This is a genomic window from Polymorphobacter fuscus (assembly GCF_011927825.1).
GTDB lineage: Bacteria > Pseudomonadota > Alphaproteobacteria > Sphingomonadales > Sphingomonadaceae > Sandarakinorhabdus > Sandarakinorhabdus fusca.
Genome location: NZ_JAATJI010000001.1, coordinates 1,261,440 through 1,280,052 on the forward strand (window position 1 = coordinate 1,261,440; position 18,613 = coordinate 1,280,052).

19 protein-coding genes and 2 pseudogenes are annotated in these 18,613 nt (G+C 65.7%); 14 read left to right on the forward strand and 7 right to left on the reverse strand.

Annotation, left to right across the window (positions count from 1 at the left end; genetic code table 11):
* The first annotated feature begins 9 nt into the window (after window positions 1-9).
* The 5 genes from GGQ62_RS06055 (at window position 10) to GGQ62_RS06075 (ending at window position 3,540) form a co-directional block, all read left to right on the forward strand.
* A complete protein-coding gene (locus GGQ62_RS06055) occupies window positions 10-786 on the forward strand; it encodes an enoyl-CoA hydratase (protein WP_152578780.1) in 777 nt (258 codons plus the stop codon).
* A gap of 66 nt (window positions 787-852) precedes the next feature.
* Window positions 853-2,181 (forward strand): cytochrome P450, encoded by a 1,329-nt coding sequence (locus GGQ62_RS06060; protein ID WP_152578781.1) that lies wholly within the window; start codon window positions 853-855, stop codon window positions 2,179-2,181.
* 10 nt (window positions 2,182-2,191) lie between these two features.
* Complete coding sequence (locus tag GGQ62_RS06065; protein ID WP_152578782.1) at window positions 2,192-2,623, forward strand: acyl-CoA thioesterase; 432 nt, start codon at window positions 2,192-2,194, stop codon at window positions 2,621-2,623.
* A gap of 27 nt (window positions 2,624-2,650) precedes the next feature.
* Window positions 2,651-3,109, forward strand: coding sequence for a peptidylprolyl isomerase (locus GGQ62_RS06070; RefSeq protein ID WP_152578783.1), 459 nt, complete (start codon window positions 2,651-2,653; stop codon window positions 3,107-3,109).
* 128 nt (window positions 3,110-3,237) lie between these two features.
* On the forward strand, window positions 3,238-3,540 hold the full coding sequence (locus GGQ62_RS06075) for a DUF2171 domain-containing protein (RefSeq protein WP_152578784.1): 303 nt from the start codon (window positions 3,238-3,240) through the stop codon (window positions 3,538-3,540).
* Window positions 3,541-3,614: 74 nt separating this feature from the next.
* On the opposite strand, the gene GGQ62_RS06080 is transcribed toward GGQ62_RS06075, so the two are convergent.
* A complete protein-coding gene (locus GGQ62_RS06080) occupies window positions 3,615-4,973 on the reverse strand; it encodes a DEAD/DEAH box helicase (protein ID WP_152578785.1) in 1,359 nt (452 codons plus the stop codon).
* A 252-nt stretch (window positions 4,974-5,225) separates the two neighbouring features.
* On the opposite strand from GGQ62_RS06080, the gene GGQ62_RS06085 reads away from it, so the two are divergent.
* Entirely contained in the window at window positions 5,226-5,858 is a 633-nt protein-coding gene (locus tag GGQ62_RS06085) for a type II secretion system protein N (RefSeq protein ID WP_152578786.1), read from the forward strand.
* Window positions 5,859-5,896: 38 nt separating this feature from the next.
* Here the strand turns inward: GGQ62_RS06085 and GGQ62_RS06090 are convergent, their stop codons facing one another.
* On the reverse strand, window positions 5,897-7,012 hold the full coding sequence (locus tag GGQ62_RS06090) for a zinc-binding dehydrogenase (protein ID WP_152578787.1): 1,116 nt from the start codon (window positions 7,010-7,012) through the stop codon (window positions 5,897-5,899).
* Between the two features lie 93 nt (window positions 7,013-7,105).
* On the opposite strand from GGQ62_RS06090, the gene GGQ62_RS06095 reads away from it, so the two are divergent.
* On the forward strand, window positions 7,106-7,276 hold the full coding sequence (locus GGQ62_RS06095; RefSeq protein ID WP_152578788.1) for a DUF1328 domain-containing protein: 171 nt from the start codon (window positions 7,106-7,108) through the stop codon (window positions 7,274-7,276).
* Here the strand turns inward: GGQ62_RS06095 and cuyB are convergent.
* Together cuyB and cuyA are read right to left on the reverse strand one after the other, a co-directional pair.
* Complete coding sequence (gene cuyB, locus GGQ62_RS06100) at window positions 7,273-7,947, reverse strand: cysteate racemase (RefSeq protein WP_167649500.1); 675 nt, start codon at window positions 7,945-7,947, stop codon at window positions 7,273-7,275. The two genes, GGQ62_RS06095 and cuyB, sit on opposite strands and share 4 nt — an antisense overlap.
* Window positions 7,948-7,954: 7 nt before the next feature.
* Window positions 7,955-8,965: a D-cysteate sulfo-lyase gene (cuyA, locus tag GGQ62_RS06105; RefSeq protein ID WP_152578790.1), complete on the reverse strand. Its 1,011-nt coding sequence runs from the start codon at window positions 8,963-8,965 to the stop codon at window positions 7,955-7,957.
* 75 nt (window positions 8,966-9,040) lie between these two features.
* On the opposite strand from cuyA, the gene GGQ62_RS06110 reads away from it, so the two are divergent.
* On the forward strand, window positions 9,041-9,535 hold the full coding sequence (locus GGQ62_RS06110) for a TspO/MBR family protein (RefSeq protein ID WP_341533755.1): 495 nt from the start codon (window positions 9,041-9,043) through the stop codon (window positions 9,533-9,535).
* A 29-nt stretch (window positions 9,536-9,564) separates the two neighbouring features.
* On the opposite strand, the gene GGQ62_RS06115 is transcribed toward GGQ62_RS06110, so the two are convergent.
* The 3 genes and pseudogenes from GGQ62_RS06115 to GGQ62_RS06125 all read right to left on the reverse strand — a co-directional run bounded on the left by GGQ62_RS06115 (window position 9,565) and on the right by GGQ62_RS06125 (window position 14,582).
* Entirely contained in the window at window positions 9,565-9,939 is a 375-nt protein-coding gene (locus GGQ62_RS06115; RefSeq protein ID WP_152578791.1) for a VOC family protein, read from the reverse strand.
* A gap of 400 nt (window positions 9,940-10,339) precedes the next feature.
* Window positions 10,340-11,490, reverse strand: a pseudogene (locus GGQ62_RS06120) (IS3 family transposase).
* 65 nt (window positions 11,491-11,555) lie between these two features.
* Complete coding sequence (locus GGQ62_RS06125; RefSeq protein WP_152578792.1) at window positions 11,556-14,582, reverse strand: sensor histidine kinase; 3,027 nt, start codon at window positions 14,580-14,582, stop codon at window positions 11,556-11,558.
* Between the two features lie 294 nt (window positions 14,583-14,876).
* On the opposite strand from GGQ62_RS06125, the gene GGQ62_RS06130 reads away from it, so the two are divergent.
* The 6 genes and pseudogenes from GGQ62_RS06130 to GGQ62_RS16320 all read left to right on the forward strand — a co-directional run bounded on the left by GGQ62_RS06130 (window position 14,877) and on the right by GGQ62_RS16320 (window position 18,608).
* A complete protein-coding gene (locus GGQ62_RS06130) occupies window positions 14,877-15,851 on the forward strand; it encodes an alpha/beta fold hydrolase (RefSeq protein WP_152578793.1) in 975 nt (324 codons plus the stop codon).
* A 54-nt stretch (window positions 15,852-15,905) separates the two neighbouring features.
* The gene (locus GGQ62_RS06135) at window positions 15,906-16,619 is read left to right on the forward strand and encodes an alpha/beta fold hydrolase (protein WP_152578794.1); all 714 of its coding nucleotides are present in this window, start codon (window positions 15,906-15,908) and stop codon (window positions 16,617-16,619) included.
* Window positions 16,620-16,668: 49 nt separating this feature from the next.
* A complete protein-coding gene (locus GGQ62_RS06140) occupies window positions 16,669-17,349 on the forward strand; it encodes an isochorismatase family protein (protein ID WP_152578795.1) in 681 nt (226 codons plus the stop codon).
* A 75-nt stretch (window positions 17,350-17,424) separates the two neighbouring features.
* Window positions 17,425-17,679, forward strand: coding sequence for a DUF1427 family protein (locus tag GGQ62_RS06145; protein WP_152578796.1), 255 nt, complete (start codon window positions 17,425-17,427; stop codon window positions 17,677-17,679).
* Window positions 17,680-17,751: 72 nt separating this feature from the next.
* Window positions 17,752-18,054 (forward strand): annotated as a pseudogene (locus GGQ62_RS16315) (amidohydrolase family protein); the annotation flags it as partial.
* 71 nt (window positions 18,055-18,125) lie between these two features.
* Window positions 18,126-18,608, forward strand: coding sequence for a winged helix-turn-helix domain-containing protein (locus GGQ62_RS16320; RefSeq protein WP_243446279.1), 483 nt, complete (start codon window positions 18,126-18,128; stop codon window positions 18,606-18,608).
* Window positions 18,609-18,613 lie beyond the last annotated feature (5 nt).

Sequence of the window (18,613 nt, forward strand, 5' to 3'; positions counted from 1 at the left end):
AGACTCAGCATGTCCGAAGACACCGTCACCATCGCCATCACCGACGCCGTCGCCGTCGTCACGATGAACCGGCCCGGCGCCATGAACGCCCTGTCGGGCGACCTGCGCCGCCAACTCGCCGCCGCGATGCGCGCGCTGGAGACCGACAATACTGTCCGCGTCGTCATCCTCACCGGCGCCGGCGACCGCGCCTTCACGGCCGGGCTGGACCTGAAGGAGCTTGGCACCGAAGGCCTTGCCGCCGCCAATGCCGACGGCGCCGACGACAATCCGGTCAAGGCCATCGAATTGCTGACCAAACCCTGTATCGGTGCCATCAACGGCGTCGCCATCACCGGCGGTTTCGAAGTGGCGCTGGCTTGCGACGTGCTGATCGCCAGCGACCGCGCGCGCTTCGCCGACACCCATGCCCGCGTCGGCATCATGCCCGGCTGGGGCCTGTCGCAAAAACTGTCGCGCCTGATCGGCCCTTATCGCGCCCGCGAACTGTCGCTGACCGGCAATTTCCTTGACGCCGAAACGGCCCTCGCCTGGGGCCTGGTCAACCGTGTCGTCGCCCCGCACGAACTTCTGCCCGTGGCCAGGCGCCTCGCCGCCGACATGGCGACGATCGATCCGGCGTTCAGCGCCGCCTACAAGAAGCTTATCGGCGATGGCTATGCCACGACGTTCGAAGCCGGCATGGCGCTGGAGACGGAACGCTCAATTGCTGCCAATGCGCAGGTCTCCGCCGCTGCCGTCGAAACCGCCCGCGCCGCCGTCCAGGCGCGCGGCCGCGCGCAATAGCGAAAGCCGCGCGGCCGCGCGCGATAACGCAAGACGCGCGGCCGCGCGCAACAAAGGACCCCCGTCATGGCCACTGCCTTTGCCGACCCCGTCATACCCTTCCCCGGTTTCGACCGGGCCAGCGACGACAATATCCTCGTCAACCCCGAAGCGATGGCGGACGAAAGCGTCCACGCCGTCTACAACCGGCTGCGCGACGAGGACCCGGTGCACTGGTGCGCCCCCACCGGCTACCGCCCGTTCTGGGCCGTCACCCGCCATGCCGACATCACCACGGTCAGCAAGGCCAACAACCGCTTCATCAACTCCAAACGCACCTATCTCGCCCCGGCGGACGCCGAAAAATGGACGCTCGACACCATCGGCGACACGCATCTGTTCCGCAGCCTCGTCGATCTCGACGATCCGCTCCACATGAAGCTGCGCCGCCTGACGCATGACTGGTTCCTGCCTGCCAATCTGCGCAAGCTGGAACCGATGATCAGCGCCGTGGCGAAGGACCATGTCGATCGCATGGCGGCGCTGGGCGGTGAATGCGACTTCGTCAACGAGGTGGCGCTGTTCTACCCGCTGCGGGTGATCATGCGCATCCTCGGCGTGCCCGAATCCGATGAACCGATGATGCTGCGGATGACGCAGGAGATGTTCGGCGCGCAGGACCCCGATGTCGTCGCTCGGTCGAAACTCATCACCACCGGCATCGGCGCCCTGTCGGGCAGCAGCGGCAACCCCCAGGTCGACCTGTTCCAGCTGGCGCAGGAGTATTTCGCCTATTTCGGCGCCATCACCGCCGATCGCCGCGCCAACCCGCGCGACGACCTTTCGACGATCATCGCCAATGGCACCGTCGACGGCGAGCCGATCGGCGAGAAGGAGGCGATGAGCTATTATGTCATCACCGCCACCGCCGGGCACGACACCACCAGCTCCACCGCCGCGGGCGGCTTCGAGCAGCTGGTGCGCAATCCGGACCAGCTCGCCAGGCTGCAGGCCGACCTGTCGCTGCTGCCGTCGGCGGTCGAGGAGATGATCCGCTGGGTGACGCCGGTGAAGCATTTCATGCGCACCGCGACCGAAGATTGCGAACTGGGCGGCCGCAAGATCCTCGCCGGCGACGGGCTGTGCCTGTTCTACTGGTCGGGCAACCGCGACGCGCGTGTCTTTGCCGACCCCTTTGCGTTCAAGGTCGATCGCAGCCCCAATCCGCAGACCGCGTTCGGCAACGGCGTTCACATGTGCCTGGGGCTGCATCTGGCACGGCTGGAAATCCGGTTGCTGCTTGCCGAATTGCTGCCGCGCATCAAGACGGTCGAACTCGCCGGCGAGCCGAAGAACTCGATCGCCAATTTCGTGTCGGGTCGCAAGACGCTGCCGATCCGGTACACATTTCGTTGAGGACCGGGCGATGAAGGCCGACCCGCGCCGCCACGACCTTGCCGCCTATCCCTGGTCGGTGGTGATGGAAACCCGCTTTGCCGACATGGACGTCAACCGCCACCTCAACAATGTCGCCATCACGCGCTTTTTCGAAGAGGCGCGGATCCGCTTCAACTGGCATCTGATCAGCCCCGGCAAGGCCGATGCCCGCCCGCGCTATCTCGTGGCGCATGTCGCGGTCGATTACCTCGGCGAAGGCGCTTATCCGGCGCCGGTCACCATGACCTATGCCGTCGGCGGCATCGGTCGCAGCAGCTTTCGCTGCCTGATGGGCATGTTCCAGAACGGCGCCTGCATCGCGCTGTGCGATTCGGTGCTGGTCCACCGCGGCCCCGATGGCCCGGCCCCGCTGCCGGAGGAATTGCGCATCCGGCTTGAGGCTTTTCCGCTGGCGGGGTAAAGCGCGCGACCCCCCAGGAGATATTGCATGACCACACTTCCCTCGACGCTGACCTTCACCCTCGATTCGGGTGGCGATGTCGTGATCAACCTGCGCCCCGACCTCGCCCCCGGCCATGTCGAGCGCATCGCGGCGCTCGCCAACGAAGGTTTCTATGACGGCGTCGTGTTCCACCGCGTCATCCCCGGCTTCATGGCGCAGGGCGGCGACCCCACCGGCACCGGCATGGGCGGATCGAAGCAGCCCGACCTGAAGGCCGAATTCTCGCGCGAGAAGCATGTTCGCGGCACTTGCTCGATGGCGCGCTCGTCGAACCCGAACAGCGCCAACAGCCAGTTCTTCATCTGCTTCCAGGATTCGGCGTTTCTGGACGGCCAGTACACGGTCTGGGGCGAAGTCACCTCGGGCATGGAATTTGTCGACGCGCTGCCCAAGGGCGAGCCGCCGCGCACGCCGGGCAAGATCGTCAAGGCCGTCGCGGCCTGAGCCGTTGCGGGCGGGCGGTGCCGCTGGCTCCGTCCGCTCGCCTCCGCGCCCCGTTCGGCGGCGGACGATGCATCCCTCGCGCTGTCCGGGCGTTTCAGGTCGGATTGAACGATGAAAGGGAGCATGTGATGCACGACAAAATTCGCGAACATATGAACGTCATCGGCGCCGATGGCGTCCACATCGGCACCGTCGATGGCGTCGAGGGCGGCCGCATCAAGCTGACCAAGAAGGACAGCGGCGGCGCCGGCTTCGGCGGTGGCCACGAAAACCACCATCACTATATTTCGCTTGGCCTCGTTGCCGGCGTCGAGGGTGATCGGGTCCGCCTGTCGGCCAATGGTGACGTCGCCGTGCTGTTCGAGGAAGAAGAGGTCGGCGAGACGATCGACGACGGCAGCACCAGCGTGGATGACGGGTCACGCGGCTGACGCAATGGACCGGGCATGAAAAGGGCCGCCCCGGATACCCGGGGCGGCCCTTTTTGTGTCGGCGTCGGACGCGCTCAGCGCCCGCCGCGATACCCGCCGCCCGATCCGGCACGGCCCTGGCCCTGGCGACCGCCGTCGCCGCGGCCACCGCCCTGGCCACGATGCGGCGTCACCTGGGCCCGCGGGTCGCGCCCCGGACGACCGCCACCCGAAGGGCGGCGCGCATGGTCGCGGCGTTCCTCTTCGCGCGGCGCCGGCGGTGCGGCGCGTTCGACCTTCTGCGCTGCCAGCACGGCAGCACGGAAGTCGGCCGGCAGCGCCAGAACGGTGATCTTCTGGCGGATCAGCTTTTCGATATCGCGCAGGAACGGCCGTTCGTCCTCGGCGCAGAACGCAATCGCCTGGCCATTGGCGCCGGCGCGCGCCGTCCGGCCGATCCGGTGGACATAGGATTCCGGCACGTTCGGCAATTCATAGTTGATGACATGGCTGACGCCCGTCACGTCGATGCCGCGCGCCGCGATGTCGGTCGCCACCAGCACGTTGCAGGTGCCGGCCTTGAACGCCGCCAGTGCCCGCTCACGCTGCGGCTGGCTCTTGTTGCCGTGAATCGCCTCGGCGACGATCCCGGCATTGCCGAGCTGGCGGACGATGCGGTCGGCACCGTGCTTGGTGCGGCTGAACACCAGCGCGCGGTCGATCGACTTGTCCTTGAGCACCAGCTGAAGGAGCGCCGGCTTTTCGGCCTGGTTGACGTGGATGACGGCCTGTTCGACCCGCTCCGCCGTCGTCGCGGCCGGCTTGACCGCGACCTTGACCGGGTTGGTCAGATATTTGGCAGCCAGGTCCTCGATCGCCTTGGGCATGGTTGCCGAGAAGAACAGCGTCTGGCGCTTGCGCGGCAGCAGGCCGACGATGCGGCGCAGATCATGGATGAAGCCCAGGTCGAGCATCTGGTCGGCTTCGTCGAGCACCAGGATCTCGACCAGCTTGAGGTCGAGGCTGCCGCGCTCGACAAGGTCGAGCAGCCGGCCCGGCGTCGCGACAACAACATCGACGCCGCTGCTCATCGCACGTTCCTGCCGCGGGATCGGCACGCCGCCGAACACGGTGGTGACGGTCAGTTTCAGATATTTGCCATAGTCGGTGAACGACTGGGCGATCTGCGAGACCAGTTCGCGCGTCGGCGCCAGCACCAGCACGCGGGTGGCATATTTCAGGCGATGCTTTGGGTTGGCGGCGAGGCGATGCAGGATCGGCAGCGCGAACGCCGCGGTCTTGCCGGTGCCGGTCTGCGCGATGCCGCACAGGTCATGGCCTTCGAGCGCCGGCGGAATCGCCTGCACCTGAATGGGGGTCGGTTCGGTATAGCCCTTGTCGGCAAGCGCACGGGCGAGCGGTTCGGCAAGGCCGAAGTCGGTAAAATAGGTCATCGGTTTTCTTTGCAACGGACACGCGACGGATTCGCATGGCTGCCAGCGGCGATTTGCGGCTGGACGAGCGGGTTTTGACAACCCGCGTGATGGGGTGGCCCTTGGGGCTGGCCTCTGAACATCCGGGTCTGGGGCGGTGTTTTGCAACGTTGCCCGATCACGCACCCGGCGTGGGCACCGAACCCTCTGGTCCGCGCTGAAGCCGAGGTGCATATCGTTGCGCACTGCACAAAAGTCAATGGAGCAATCATCATGCGGCGCCGGGGCTGGATCGTCATCGTTCTGGCGCTCGCCATCGTTGCCGCCGTCACGCTGTTCCCGCTGCGGCTGGTGCTCGGCAGCAGCGGCATCGTTGCCGACGATGTGTCCGGCTCGGTCTGGCGCGGCCGTATCGCCAACGCCCGCTGGCACGGCATCGACCTCGGCGATCTCGACACCCGGGCACGCCTGTGGCCGCCGGCGATGGACTTTGCCGGCCCGGTGCTGCGCGGCCGGTTGACCCCGACCGGCGTCGCCGATCTGAGCGGCACGATCGAGGACATCGAGGGCCTGCCGCTAGCGCAGATCGCTGTCGACAATGTCACCGTGCTGCTCGACCGCGCCGGCTGCACCAGCGCCCGCGGCGAGGTCGCGGTCTACGCCCAGCCGCTGCCGCAACTGGGCGCCTTTTCAGGGCCGTTGCGGTGCGAAACCGGCGTGCTGCGCGCCGCACTCACGCCGGAACAGGGCGACGCCCATCTCGACCTGTCGCTGACCGCCGACCGGCGATACCGCGCTGTTCTGACTGTCGACAGCCTGCCGGCCATGGCGCGCATGCTGCTGATCGCAGCGGGGTTCGAAGCGACCAGCACCGGCGTGGCGCTGTCGCGCGAGGGCCAGATCTAGACAGCGCGTCCGGAAAGACCACACGCGCAAGCCTGCCGTCATTCCGCCGGCAGCAGGATCTGCCGAATGGCCGTGCCGGCCGCCAGGTCATCCAGCGCCGCGTTGATCTCCGCCAGCGGCCGCACCCCCGACAACAGCCGTTCGACCGGCAGGCGCCCGGCCTTCCACAGCGCGATATAGCGCGGCACATCGCGCGCCGGAATTGCCGACCCCATGTAACTGCCGACCAGCGTCTTGGCGTCGGCCACGAGCGAGATCGCCGGAATGGTGAGCGGGTCAGCGGGGTTGGGCAGGCCCACCGTCACGGTCCGCCCGCCGCGCCGGGTCAGCCGATAGGCCTCGGCGAGGACCTTGCCCGACCCGACGCTTTCGATCGCCACCGCCACGCCGCCATGCGCCGCGATCGTCGTCTCCGCCGCGTCGGGGTGGACGGCGGCGCGGGCGCCCAGTTCCAGTGCCAACGCGCGTTTCTCCGCCACCGGGTCGATGGCGATGACAGGCTCCGCCCCCGCCGCGACGGCGCCGAGAAGCGCTGCCAGCCCGACGCCGCCGAGGCCCCAGATCGCCACGCCTTCCCCCGGTCGCACCATCGCCGAATTGAACACGGCGCCGACGCCGGTCAGCACCGCGCAACCGAACAGGGCCGCAATTTCCGGCGGCACATCACCGTCGATCCGCACCGCCGAGCGCTGGTCGATAACGGCATGGCCGGCGAAGGCCGAAACGCCCAGGTGATGGTGGACGGCATGATCGTCCTCGGTCAGCCGGCAGCCGCCGCCGATCAGCTCGCCGCGGCCATTGGCGGCTGCGGCTTCCGCGCAAAGCCAGGGGGTTCCCGACGCACAGGCGACGCAATGGCCGCACGCCGGCAGAAACGCGAGCACCACCCGGTCGCCCACGGCGAAACGCGCGCCTTCGCCCATGGCCACCACCGTCGCACAGGCCTCATGCCCCAGTGCCATCGGCACCGGGCGGTTGCGGTCGCCGTTCACCACCGACAGGTCAGAATGGCACAGGCCCGCCGCGTCGATCCGCACCAGCAATTCGCCGGCGCGCGGCGGCGCCAGGTCGAGCCTTGCCATCCGCAGCGGCCGCGTATCGGCAAACGGCCGCGTGGCATTGCCGGCATCCAGAACGGCGGCGATGGTCTTCATCCAGGCTCCTGCATCCATGATCGCGCGCACGGAACGATCCCGCCCTCGGTGCGTTATTCTGTCATCAACGTCTAACGCAAAGGGATCGCATTCATGCTCAACTGGGCCATTATCTTCCTCGTCATCGCACTCATCGCCGCCGTCTTCGGTTTCGGCGGCATCGTCGGCGCAGCCGTCGGCATTGCCAAGATCCTTTTCTTCATCTTCGTCGTGCTGTTCGCGATCAGCCTGATCATGTCGCTGGTCAAGGGCCGCAGCGTTTAGGCAAGGCGCGCCGCGGCAAGCGTTGCCGCCGCCAACGCCGCCGTCGTATCGACGAACGGCACCGGCACGGCACCAGCCGACAAGACCAACGGCACTTCGGTGCACGCTGCGATAACGACATCAGCGCCGTCGACCACCAGGTCGGCGGCGATCTGATTCATGGCACCCACGACCTCGGCCCCGGTGTCGCCGGCCTTGATGCGGTCGATCAGCGGCTGCACGCGGGCCGGGTCCGCAGCCACAACCGGCACCGCCCCGCGTCCATACAAGTTCAGGTCAAGCGTCGCTCCGATCGCGATCACGCCGACCCGCGCCGGCCGGTGCACCATCGCCGCCGCCAGTGCGGCATCGACGATGTCGATGAAGGCGTCGTCCGCCACCGCGCGCACCGCGCCGGCCCAGCCATGCGCCGCGTTGCACGGCATCGCCAGCACCTGCGCACCCTGTGCCATCAGCCGCTGCGCCATCTCTGCCAGCACCGGCCCCGGCGACGGCCCCCTGCCCGCCAGCGCCGCATTGCGGTCGGGCACCTGGGGGTTCGAATCGATCAATATGCGGGGATGGTCGCTGTCGCGGGCCGCCGGGACGCCGGCCACGAGCAGCCGCAGGAAATCCGCCGTCGCCGCCGGGCCCATGCCGCCGATGACGCCGATTGTCCGCCACCCGGCCATCGGCCGCTCAGCCGTTGAGCGCGGGGTCGCGCAGGTCGCGCGCATAGGCATGGAGCGACGGGCTGCCGCCGGTGTGGACGAAGCACAGGCGCTGTCCGGCGGTGAAATCGCCGCGTTCGACCAATCCGATGAGCCCTGCCATCGCCTTGCCGCTGTACACCGGATCGAGCAAAATGCCTTCCTGCGCCGCCAGCATCCGCACCGCCCGCACCATATCGGCTGTCGGCAGCGAATAGCCCGGCCCGACCCAGTCATCGAGGGCGATGACCGCATCGCGCGCCGGCGCCGGCGTGCCCATCAGTTCAGCGGTAGCAACCGCCAGCCGGTGGACATTGCCTTCCTGCTCGGCCCGCGCGCGCCGCACGTTGATGCCCGTCAACGGCACGCCGGCGTTGAGCGCGACCAGCCCCGCCAGCAGGCCGGAATGCGTGCCGGCGCTGCCGCTCGCCACGACGATGGCGTCGAATGCCACCCCCATGTCGAAGGATTGCGCCATGATCTCCGCCGCACACGCGGCATAGCCCAGCGCACCCAGCGGCGTCGAACCGCCGCCGGCGATCGCATAGGGCACGCCGCCCTCCGCCCGCACCAGCGCCGCCTCCTCGGCCATTTCCGCGGCCAGGTCGGTGCCCAGCGGCACGACGCGCACATTCTGCGCGCCCATCAGGTCGAACAGCAAATTGTTGCCCAGCGCCGCATCGTTATAGGTTCCAGGAACACGCTCCTCGATGATCAGCCGGCACGCCAGCCCTTCCTTCGCCGCCGCGGCCAGCGTCAGGCGGCAATGGTTGGACTGCGGTGCGCCCACCGTGATCAGCGTGTCCGCCCCTTGCGCCAGCGCCTCGGCGACGAGAAATTCCAGCTTGCGAGTTTTGTTGCCGCCGGCCGCCAGCCCGAGCAGGTCATCACGCTTGATCCAGATGTCCGGCCCGCCCAGCGCCGCCGACAGGCGCGGCAGGGGTTCGAGCGGGGTGAAACCGGGGGTGTAGCGGCGGCGAGCGAAGCGGGCGAGGTTCATGCCCCCGCCATGCCCGCTGCACGGCCGCCATGCAACCATGCGCGCGAAACCACCAAACCATGGTAGGGTCGGACGATGATGGACGATTTCAACACGCCGGTCGCTGCCGCCATCGCCTGGGCAGTCGGCCTCTGCCTGATCGGCGGGTTGATGACGCCGCGCGCCGGCTGGTACGAATCGCTCAACAAGCCATCGTGGCAGCCGCCCGGCTGGCTGTTCGGCCCGGCGTGGACGATCATCCTCGGCCTTGCCGCCTGGAGCGCCGTCATCGCCTGGAACGCCGCCGGCACGACGGCCGACCAGCGCACGGTGCTGATCGTCTTTGCCGTCAACGGGCTGTTCCACCTGTTGTGGAGCCCGTTGTTCTTCAAGATGCAGCGCCCGGACTGGGCGTTGGTCGAGGTTCCCTTTCTCTGGGCCTCGCTCGTCGCCATGACCATCGGCTTGTGGCCGATCTCGGAAATGGCGGCGTTGCTGATCCTGCCGTATCTGGCCTGGGTCAGCTTCGCCGCCTATCTCAACCTCACCATCGTCCGGCTCAACCCGCGGTCACGTCCGCAGGTGGCCTGAACCCTGCCTGCGGGGCGCCGCCGCCTGCGTCACATGCGATGCAAGGCACACAGCTTGTTGCCGTCGGGGTCGCGCAGATAGGCGAGGTAGAGCTTGCCGTTCGACCCTTCGCGCACGCCGGGCGGGTCCTCGCACGCCGTGCCGCCGGCAGCGACGCCCGCCGCATGCCAGGCATCGGCCTGTTCCGGCGATTCGGCCGCAAACCCGATCGTCGCACCATTGCCGTAACAGGCCGGCTCGCCGTTGATCGGCTTCGACACCGAAAAAATGCCCGTCGGCGTCATGTAGAACATCCGGTGCCCGTCCATATGCGCCGGCGGAACGCCCAGCGTCGCCAGCAATGGATCGTAGAAGGCCTTCGCCTTTTCGAGGTCGTTGGTGCCGATCATGATATGCGAAAACATGGACGTCCCCCCTTGTTGATGGTCTGCCTGCTTTCTGGCGCAGGATCGGCGTGCCGTCACGCTGCCAATCTCGGCAGTGCGCAGCAAAGCACCGGAACCCAAGGCGCGGCGTGGACAAATAAGCAATAGCTATGTCGGAAATGGTGCCCAGGGGGCGGGTTTGAATTACCGACACGGGGGTTTCAATTGCGGAAAAGCGGGGTCCGGATGGTTCCGAAAACGACTAAAAAACGCCAGAAACCAATAATTTACTCAGAATTGAATTTTCCGGAACTTCCTTACGAATTCCGGGAACGACTCACCGGGAATTCACCAGACTTTTCGCGCGGATTTGAGCAGTTGAAGGACAAAATTGGCCATCCAGTCGGTCCACCTGACGTGCACCCCTGATTGGTACCGTTCAGAAGTAGAGCCCTTTGCGTTGATGGCTGATGGTTGATGTGATGGCAACGGGGTTGGGGGCCTGCCCCCAACCCCGTTGGCCGGCGATCTCGGCGGGGGTGCGACCGCCCAGTTTCGAGTGCGGCCTAACCGTGTTGTAGTCGTGTTTCCAGGCGGCCAGGATCGATCCGGCGTGCGCCAGCGAGTTGAACAAAGTCTCGTTGAGGCATTCGTCGCGCAGCCGGCCGTTGAACGATTCCACGAAGGCGTTCTGCGTTGGCTTGCCCGGTGCGATGTAATGCTATTCGACCTGGCGTTCCTGCGACCAGCGCAGGATCGATGTTGACGTCAGCTCGGTGCCATTGTCGCTGACCACCGGCAGCGGCTTGCCGCGGACGGCCACCAACCCATCCAGTTCTCGTGCCACCCGGGCACCGGACAGCGACGTGTCGCCCACCAGCGCCAGGCACTCCCGCGAGAAGTCGTCGACCACGCACAGGATGCGGAAGCGCCGGCCGCACGCAAAGGCATCGGATACGAAGTCGAGGCTCCAGCGCTGATTTGGCCCCTGCGGCATCGTCATCGGCGCCCTGGTGCCCAGCGCCCGCTTGCGGCCGCCGCGGCGGCGCACCTTCAACCCTTCCTCCCGGTAGATCCGCAGCAGCTTCTTGTGGTTCGGCACCAGCCCTTCACGCGCCAGCAGATAACCCAGGCGCCGATAGCCGAACCGCCGCCGTTCGCCGGCCAACTCACGCAGCCGGACGCGCAAGCCTGCGTCATCTGGACGGGTCGGTTCATAACGAACCACCCGCCTCGCCACACCGATCAGACTGCACGCCCGCCGCTCGCTCAGCCCGAACTTCTCTCGGGCATGGGCGACCGCATTCCGCTTCGCGTCGGGCGTCACCATTTTTTTGATGAGATGTCTTTCAACACCGCGATGTCCAGCATCGCTACGGCCAGCAGCTTCTTTAGCTTGGCGTTCTCGTCCTCCAGCGACCGCAGCCGCTTGGCCTCAGAGACCTCCAGCCCGCCGTACTTGGCCTTCCATTTGTAGAACGTCGCACCGCTGATCCCGTGCCGCCGGCAGACCTCGGCGGTCGCCATGCCCCCCTCCTGCCCCTTCACGATCGCGATGGTCTGCTCGTCCGAAAACCTGCTCCGCTTCATTCGTCCGTCTCCTCGAGAAACGGACTCTACTCAAAAATGGCGCCAATTCAGGGGTGCACGTCACGTCAAACCGCTTTGCGCAGTCGCGCGAACAGCCCTCGTCGGCTCGGCTCATAGGCAACGGCGCCCGGCACGGTAAGGGCAACCTCGGTGCCGCCTTCGGCTCGCCGCCGAACGAGCAAATTGCCTCGGAGCTTCCGCGCGCGTTCGCGCATTCCGGAAAGGCCGAAATGCCCTTTGGTCCCTCCAAGCGCGACCGCCGGGTCCATACCGATGCCGTCGTCAATAAACCGAAGGCTGAAATCCGAATTATAGCCGATCTCAACATGAACCTGCTTGGCCGATGCGTGACGTCGAATGTTGAAAATCGCTTCGCTTGCCAGATAGCAAAGCTCGTCCATGACCATGCGGGATAGCGCACGCGGCTTGCCGACGGTAACGACCTTCACCGTTACCGCAGGATCAAAGTCCTGTCGCTCGATCAGATCGCCTATCACGACCGCGATTTCTCGCGTTTCCTGAAGCGATCGCAGCTCCAGCACACGGTCTCGACCTTCGGCGATCACTTGGTCTGCCCGGTCGAGTGCTGCTTCCAGTGAAGGGCGGGCGGTCGCCGTGATCGGCAATTCATCCGCCACAAGCTGAAACCGCAGCGTCAGCGCCTGAAACGACTGAAGCAGCGTGTCGTGGAGCTCGCGTGCGATCCTTTCGCGCTCCTCCAGCCGTTCCGCCATCCGCATACGGATGCGGCTGGCCATGGCCTGTAACCGCAGCGAATAGGCGAGCCACAACAGCCCGAACAGCGCCAGTCCGCACAGTGCAAGAAACAGCTCGCTCTGTAAGAATGTCGGTGGGATGGTGAACTCGACCATTGCGCCGGTTCGGTTCCAGACACCGTCATTGTTGGATGCGATGACACGGAACCGGTAGGTGCCCGGTTTCAGCCCCGTGTAGAAGGCCTCACGGCGGGTACCCGCATCCACCCAGCCGTCATCTACGCCTTCAAGTTGGTAGCGGAACCGCACGCGCGACGGCACGGAAAGGCTCGTTGCGGTATAGGCGATCTGGAGGTTGGACGCGCCTTTGGGCAGCCGAATCGGCGCATCGGTCGCATATAGGCTGCCTCCGGAAATCAGGGATCTGACGATCACCGGCGGTGGCAGCGTATTGAACGACAATCGCTTTGGGTCGATCCACGCAATACCGAGCCTGGTCACGAACCAAAGACGCCCATCGGCGGCCTCCATCACCGTTTGCGACCAGGAATCCTGCTGCGCCGCACCGGGCATGCCGTCATTTCGATCGAATACCCGTGCCTTCACCGGGCGAGCGGTATGCGCGAACGCATCGTCCACATCGGCGTGGGCAATTCTGACCGCGCCGGCAACGGTGTTGAGCCATAGGTCGCCGTCGGACGTTTCGACGATCCCGGCGGTCCGGCTCAAGAACGGATTAATGTCGGATCGGAGGGTGACGAAGCGACGGCCATCGAACCGCGCCAAGCCGAAATCCCCGCCCGCATAGACATGCCGCCCCCGTGCGGCCATTACCATGACGGTCCCTAGCGCAAGATCGTGCCGCGCGGAGAACACCCGACGCCTGGCGCCATCGACCATCTCGATGCGGCCACCTTCCGCGATCCATATCCGCCCGGCCGCATCGCGGAGCATCTGCATCGGCAAAGTGCCGGGGGTCGCAAGGCGCGGTTCGGGTGCCCAATCGCGTCCGTTGCGGCAGAAGGCTCCCTCGAGAGACGAAATGCAGATGCGACCCGGGCCATCCTCGACCAGCGCGAAGGGCCTGCGCCTAGCCCAGGGCAACGGCACGTCTCGAACGGCGGTGCCGGACAGAATGCCCAGAGTCCCGTCCGTGCCGATCCAGGTCCGCGACAGCGCGTCGGTGTGCAGGATCAGGGTGCGACGCGGCAGCCGCACCAGCATCCGGGCGGCATGCCGCGGATGGGCCATGAAAAGGGCCTCGTTCGACGTTATGTACATCGCGCCACCGCGCCCGCGTGCGATACGGAAACCGTTGCGCGAATCCGTCGGGAGTCCGGTGGCCACCGCCACGCTTGCTTCGCGAAACTGGTCGAGACCGAGGTTCGTCCCCACCCAGATATTGCCTTCGCGGTCCTCGAGAATAGGGTTGGCGAGGTTGGACGTCAGGCCGCGCTCCGCACCGAACTTCTCGCGCTCGCCATTGGCAACGCCCGCACAGCCCCAAAGGCCAACGCCGCCGAGACGGAAGACGCCGCCGCTGCCATAGGTTCCCCACAAACTGCCGTATCGATCGAACAGGATGCTTTCTGCCCGCGGGTTGGCCGTCATCGGCGGGACAAACCACATCGCCGCGGCGGGGGCAGGCAATCCCGTGACACGCTGGAGACCAGAGCGGGCACCGGTCGTGAGCCAGATCGCACCGTCCGGCGACTGCTTCAGCCTTGGCCGATCCGAAGCAGAGGCGAGGACGGGGGAAAAGCGACGGGCACCGCGACGCAACACTGCAAGCTCGCCGCCGGCCGCAGCCCAGACAGACCCGTCGCGCGCGCCCAGGACGCTGGTCGCCGCACCGGCGGCCACGCCATACGAAGGACCGATACGTTCCCACCGGCCCTGACGGAAGCGCGCCACACCGCCCCTGTCATCCTCGCCCAGAGCTGCCCAGATCGCACCTCCGCGGTCCTCCGACAATTCCAGTACCGGGACCGGCGGCAGCCCCAGGTCGAAAAGGGTTAGATGCCCCCCACGCAGTCGCGCCACGGCACCGGAGGCAAAGCCGATCCAAAGGTCGCCGCCGCGGGTGGCAAGCAGGGAGTTGACGTTGAGCGAGGGAAGGTGCTCGCCCTTGCGGGGGCGGAACTTCTCGAAGTTCGCCCCATCGAACCGGTAGAGCCCGCTCCCCGTGCCCAGCCAGAGATATCCGTCGTTCGACTGGGCAAGTGCCCAGATCTCGGGCGGCGCGCCCTCGCGCGCGCTCCAGGTGGTATGTTGCAGCTGCCCGAGGCTGCGCGGCGCATCCTTTGCGAACGCGTCGCCCACGCTCGCGAACGGGGCGAGTGTCGCCAGCAGAATGAATTTCGCGACGGACGACATGCGCCGCGTTCTCCCCCAAACCGAACGCGGTGTCACGGGGCAGTGAAGGTGCCGCGCTGGGGCGGCTGGTAGCGTTCTACTGGAACTGCCCGCAGCACATCAGGCGCTGTATTGCTGACCCAGTGTTGGAGCAAGGGCGAGGTCACCTTCCGCGTAGGCATTCGGAAGCCCGACGTTATCCCTTCAATTTACCGCGATTAACGCGAGGTCGGACGGGAGCCATGCTAGCGAAGCTGCACGCTGCGGTGATGGGAACATGAAGTCGCCAGCCACGGTACTTCAACGGAGGGACGTATGAAGCGACTTTTCTTGGCCATGATTGCAAGCGCCATCATCGCAACGCCAGCGGTAGCACAAAACACATGTGAGCCTGTCCGGCCGCAACTGCCCGGACGCCTGGTGCCAGTCATCCATTACAAGACCGCCACTGTCGACGGCGTGAAACTGTTCTACCGCGAAGCGGGTCCAGCCGGCGCGCCGGTCGTGCTGCTGCTGCACGGCTTTCCCACGTCGTCGCACATGTTTCGCAACCTGATCCCGCTGCTGGCCGATCGCTACCGCGTGATCGCGCCGGATTATCCGGGTTTCGGTCAGAGTGATGCGCCCGACCACCAGACATTCGCGTACAGCTTTGCCCGCATGGCGGACCTGATGGACAAGCTGACCATGCAACTGCGCGCGGATCGCTACAGCATGTACGTGATGGATTATGGCGCGCCGGTCGGATACCGGCTCGCGCTGAAGCACCCCGAACGGGTCCAGTCGCTGATCGTCCAGAACGGCAACGCCTATGTCGAGGGCATCGACAATGATTTCTGGGCGCCGGTGAAGGCCTATTGGGCCGAGCCTACCAAGGTACGGCGCGATGCGCTCAACGGGCTCGTCACGCCGGAGATCACGAGGTTCCAGTACACCGACGGCATGGGCGATGTCGCGCGGATCAGTCCGGACAACTGGACGATCGATCAGGCAGGGCTCGACCGGCCCGGCAACCGCGACATCCAACTCGACCTGTTTCGCGATTATGGGACCAACGTTCCGCTTTATCCCGAGTTTCAGGCATTCTTCCGGACGTACAAGCCGCCGACGCTGATCGTGTGGGGCAAGAACGACAAGATTTTCCCGGAGGCCGGCGCGCATCCCTATCTTCGCGATCTGCCGGATGCCGAGAAGCATATCCTGGATACCGGCCATTTCGCGCTCGAGGACAAGCTCGACGTGGTGGCGCCACTGATCCGCGACTTCCTCGATCGCAAGATCTGCAAATAGCGCGTGCGCTTGGCGGCCGCCTTGTCGCTCCCCCGAAACTGAAAGGAAAACCGCATGTCCGACACCCAAACCGGACCCGATCCGCTCACGTCGTACGTCCTGGTCCACGGCGCTTTCGTCGATGGATCGGGGTGGAAGATGGTGCACGACCAACTCTCCGCCCGAGGCCATGAGGTCCTCGTCGTCCAGAACCCAACGACAACACTGGAAGGCGATGTCGCGCTGACCGAGCGCGCTATTGCGGCAGCCCAGCACCCCGTGGTGCTCGTCGGCCACAGTTATGGCGGCGCCGTCGTGACGGAGGCGGGCACCCATCCCAAGGTGAAGGCCATCGCCTACATCGCCGCGTTCGTGCCGGATGCCGGCGAATCTGTGGCCGCACTGAACGAGGCTCCTGCGGAGGCCGGTGAACACAAAGCGCCCGTGCTGCCGCCCGAGGATGGCTATCTGATCGTCGATCCGGCCAAGTTTCCGGAGGCGTTCGCAGTTGATGTCGATCCGGCGATCACACGCTTTATGGCGGCATCCCAAGTGCCCTGGGGACTCGGCGCGGTGATGGCGACGGTCGGCCGTGTCGGGTGGAGGGTCAAGCCGACATTCTACATGGTAGCGGCAGCCGACCGGATGGTCCCGCCAAGCGCGCAGCGCAACATGGCCAATCGCGCTGGAGCCAGGGTGTCCGAAATAGACAGCGGCCATGCCGTGATGTTGTCGCATCCGCGCGAAGTGACCGACTTCATCGTTGCCGCAGCCGCCTCGGCTGGCTGACACCCTTCACCCACCATTTTCATCGCAACCCCCGAACAGGAGAATGATCATGGAATCCTCGACCACGACCAAATCCAGCGTCCTTCCCAGCGGCGGCGGCGCCATGCTGATGGATCCGTCCGACACGGTGATCCTGCTGCTCGATCATCAGTCCGGCTTGTTCCAAACGGTGAAGGACATTCCCGTCGCGGATCTGCGCCGCAACGTCGAAATGATCGCGCGTCTGGCGACGCTGCTCAACATCCCGGTCATTACGACCGCCTCGGAGCCGAACGGCACCAATGGGCCGCTAATGCCGGAAATCCATGAGCTGGCACCCCACGCCGTCTATGTGCCGCGCAAGGGCGAGGTGAATGCGTGGGACAATGACGATTTCGTCGCTCAAGTGAAATCCACCGGCCGCAAGACCCTGCTGATGGCTGGTGTGTGGACGAGCGTGTGCGTAATGTTCCCCGCGCTCGATGCGCGCGCTACCGGTTATGAAGTGTATGCGGTCGTCGATGCCTCCGGAGACCCAAGCGAGATGGCATCGCGTGTGTCGCTTGCTCGCTTCGTCCAGGGCGGTGTGAAGCCGACCACCACCAATTCGATCCTCTCCGAACTGCACCGGACCTGGGCCCGGCCGGAGGCCGCCGATCTGGCACAGCTTTATGGCCTCGTCGCGCCGAATTATGCAGCGGTGATCGAGAGCTATGTCCGCGCCCGGCAAGCCGCGAAGGCCCCAGGCTGAAACAACGGCCTGGTCGTGCACCCGTCGTGCAGCTTAGCCGAGACGTGACGGGTGCCCGCCCCGATGGAGCGAGCGATGAAAGCCTATCTTCTTTCGCTGGGTGTCGGGACGCTGGCAGGTGCGCTGTATGCGCTGCTCAGCATCCGCTCGCCGGCGCCCCCGGTCATCGCGTTGCTGGGGTTGCTCGGGATGCTGATTGGCGAGCAGGCCGTGTCGCGAGCAAAGGGGATGATTGAGCGCCGTTCGATTGTCGCAAACGCCGTGCCGAAAGGCTTGCGGACTGCCATCGACCGGCACGCGCAGGCCGATGAAGCAGGGAGCAATCCGTGACCCTCAACCGCCGCGATACTTGACCCGGCAACCTTTCTTACCGGCCCGACCGCCGCTTTTGGGAGCGACAAGATGCCCGACACGATCCTCGTCAACGCCAAGATCACGGACACTGGACCCTGCTAATCCTATAGCCGAGGCAGTCGCGATCCGGGACGGCAGTTCTTGGTGGTGGCAAGTGAAGCCGAGGTGCGCGCCTTCGCCACAACCGATGCCGTGGTCATCGACTGTAAACGGCGCCGCCTGATTCCGGGCCTGATCGACAGCCACATCCACGTCATCCGCGGTGGACTAAATTACAATATGGAGTTGCGCTGGGACGGGATGCCGAGCCTGACCAATGCGATGGCTACCCGCAACGCGATCGCAAACACCCGTTCGGGTAGACCGATTGGCCCGAATGGGGCAATTTGCCGACCACGAACATCGGCTAGTCTGGGAAAGTCATGGAACGGCGGCCATCCCGATCCCATGGCCGCAACGAGCCGGGGATTCCGTCGATGTCGATATCCAACACGCCGATTGCCTATTCTGTGCACTATCGCTTCCATGCTGGAGACTGGCAGAGCACGAAACGCCGATCCGTTGCACGGTGCTTCCGGTTCGGACCGTTCACGCTGGAGCCGGAGCGGCAAACGCTACTGAAAGACGGCTGCCCGATGCGTATCGGCGGGCGCGCGCTCGATATATTGACAACACTGGTGGAACGGCCCGGTAAGGTCGTAGGCAAGCGTGAGCTGGTTTCGCGGGTGTGGCCCGATACACTGGTCGAGGAAGCCAATCTCAAAGTCAACGTCGCCAGTCTGCGACGCATACTGGGCGACCACCCCGCTACGCCGCAATACATTGCCACAGTGGTAGGGCGAGGGTATCGTTTTGTAGGTGATCTGAGGCCGTCGATACATGGCGGGATGGTCATGACAACGTAACTGTC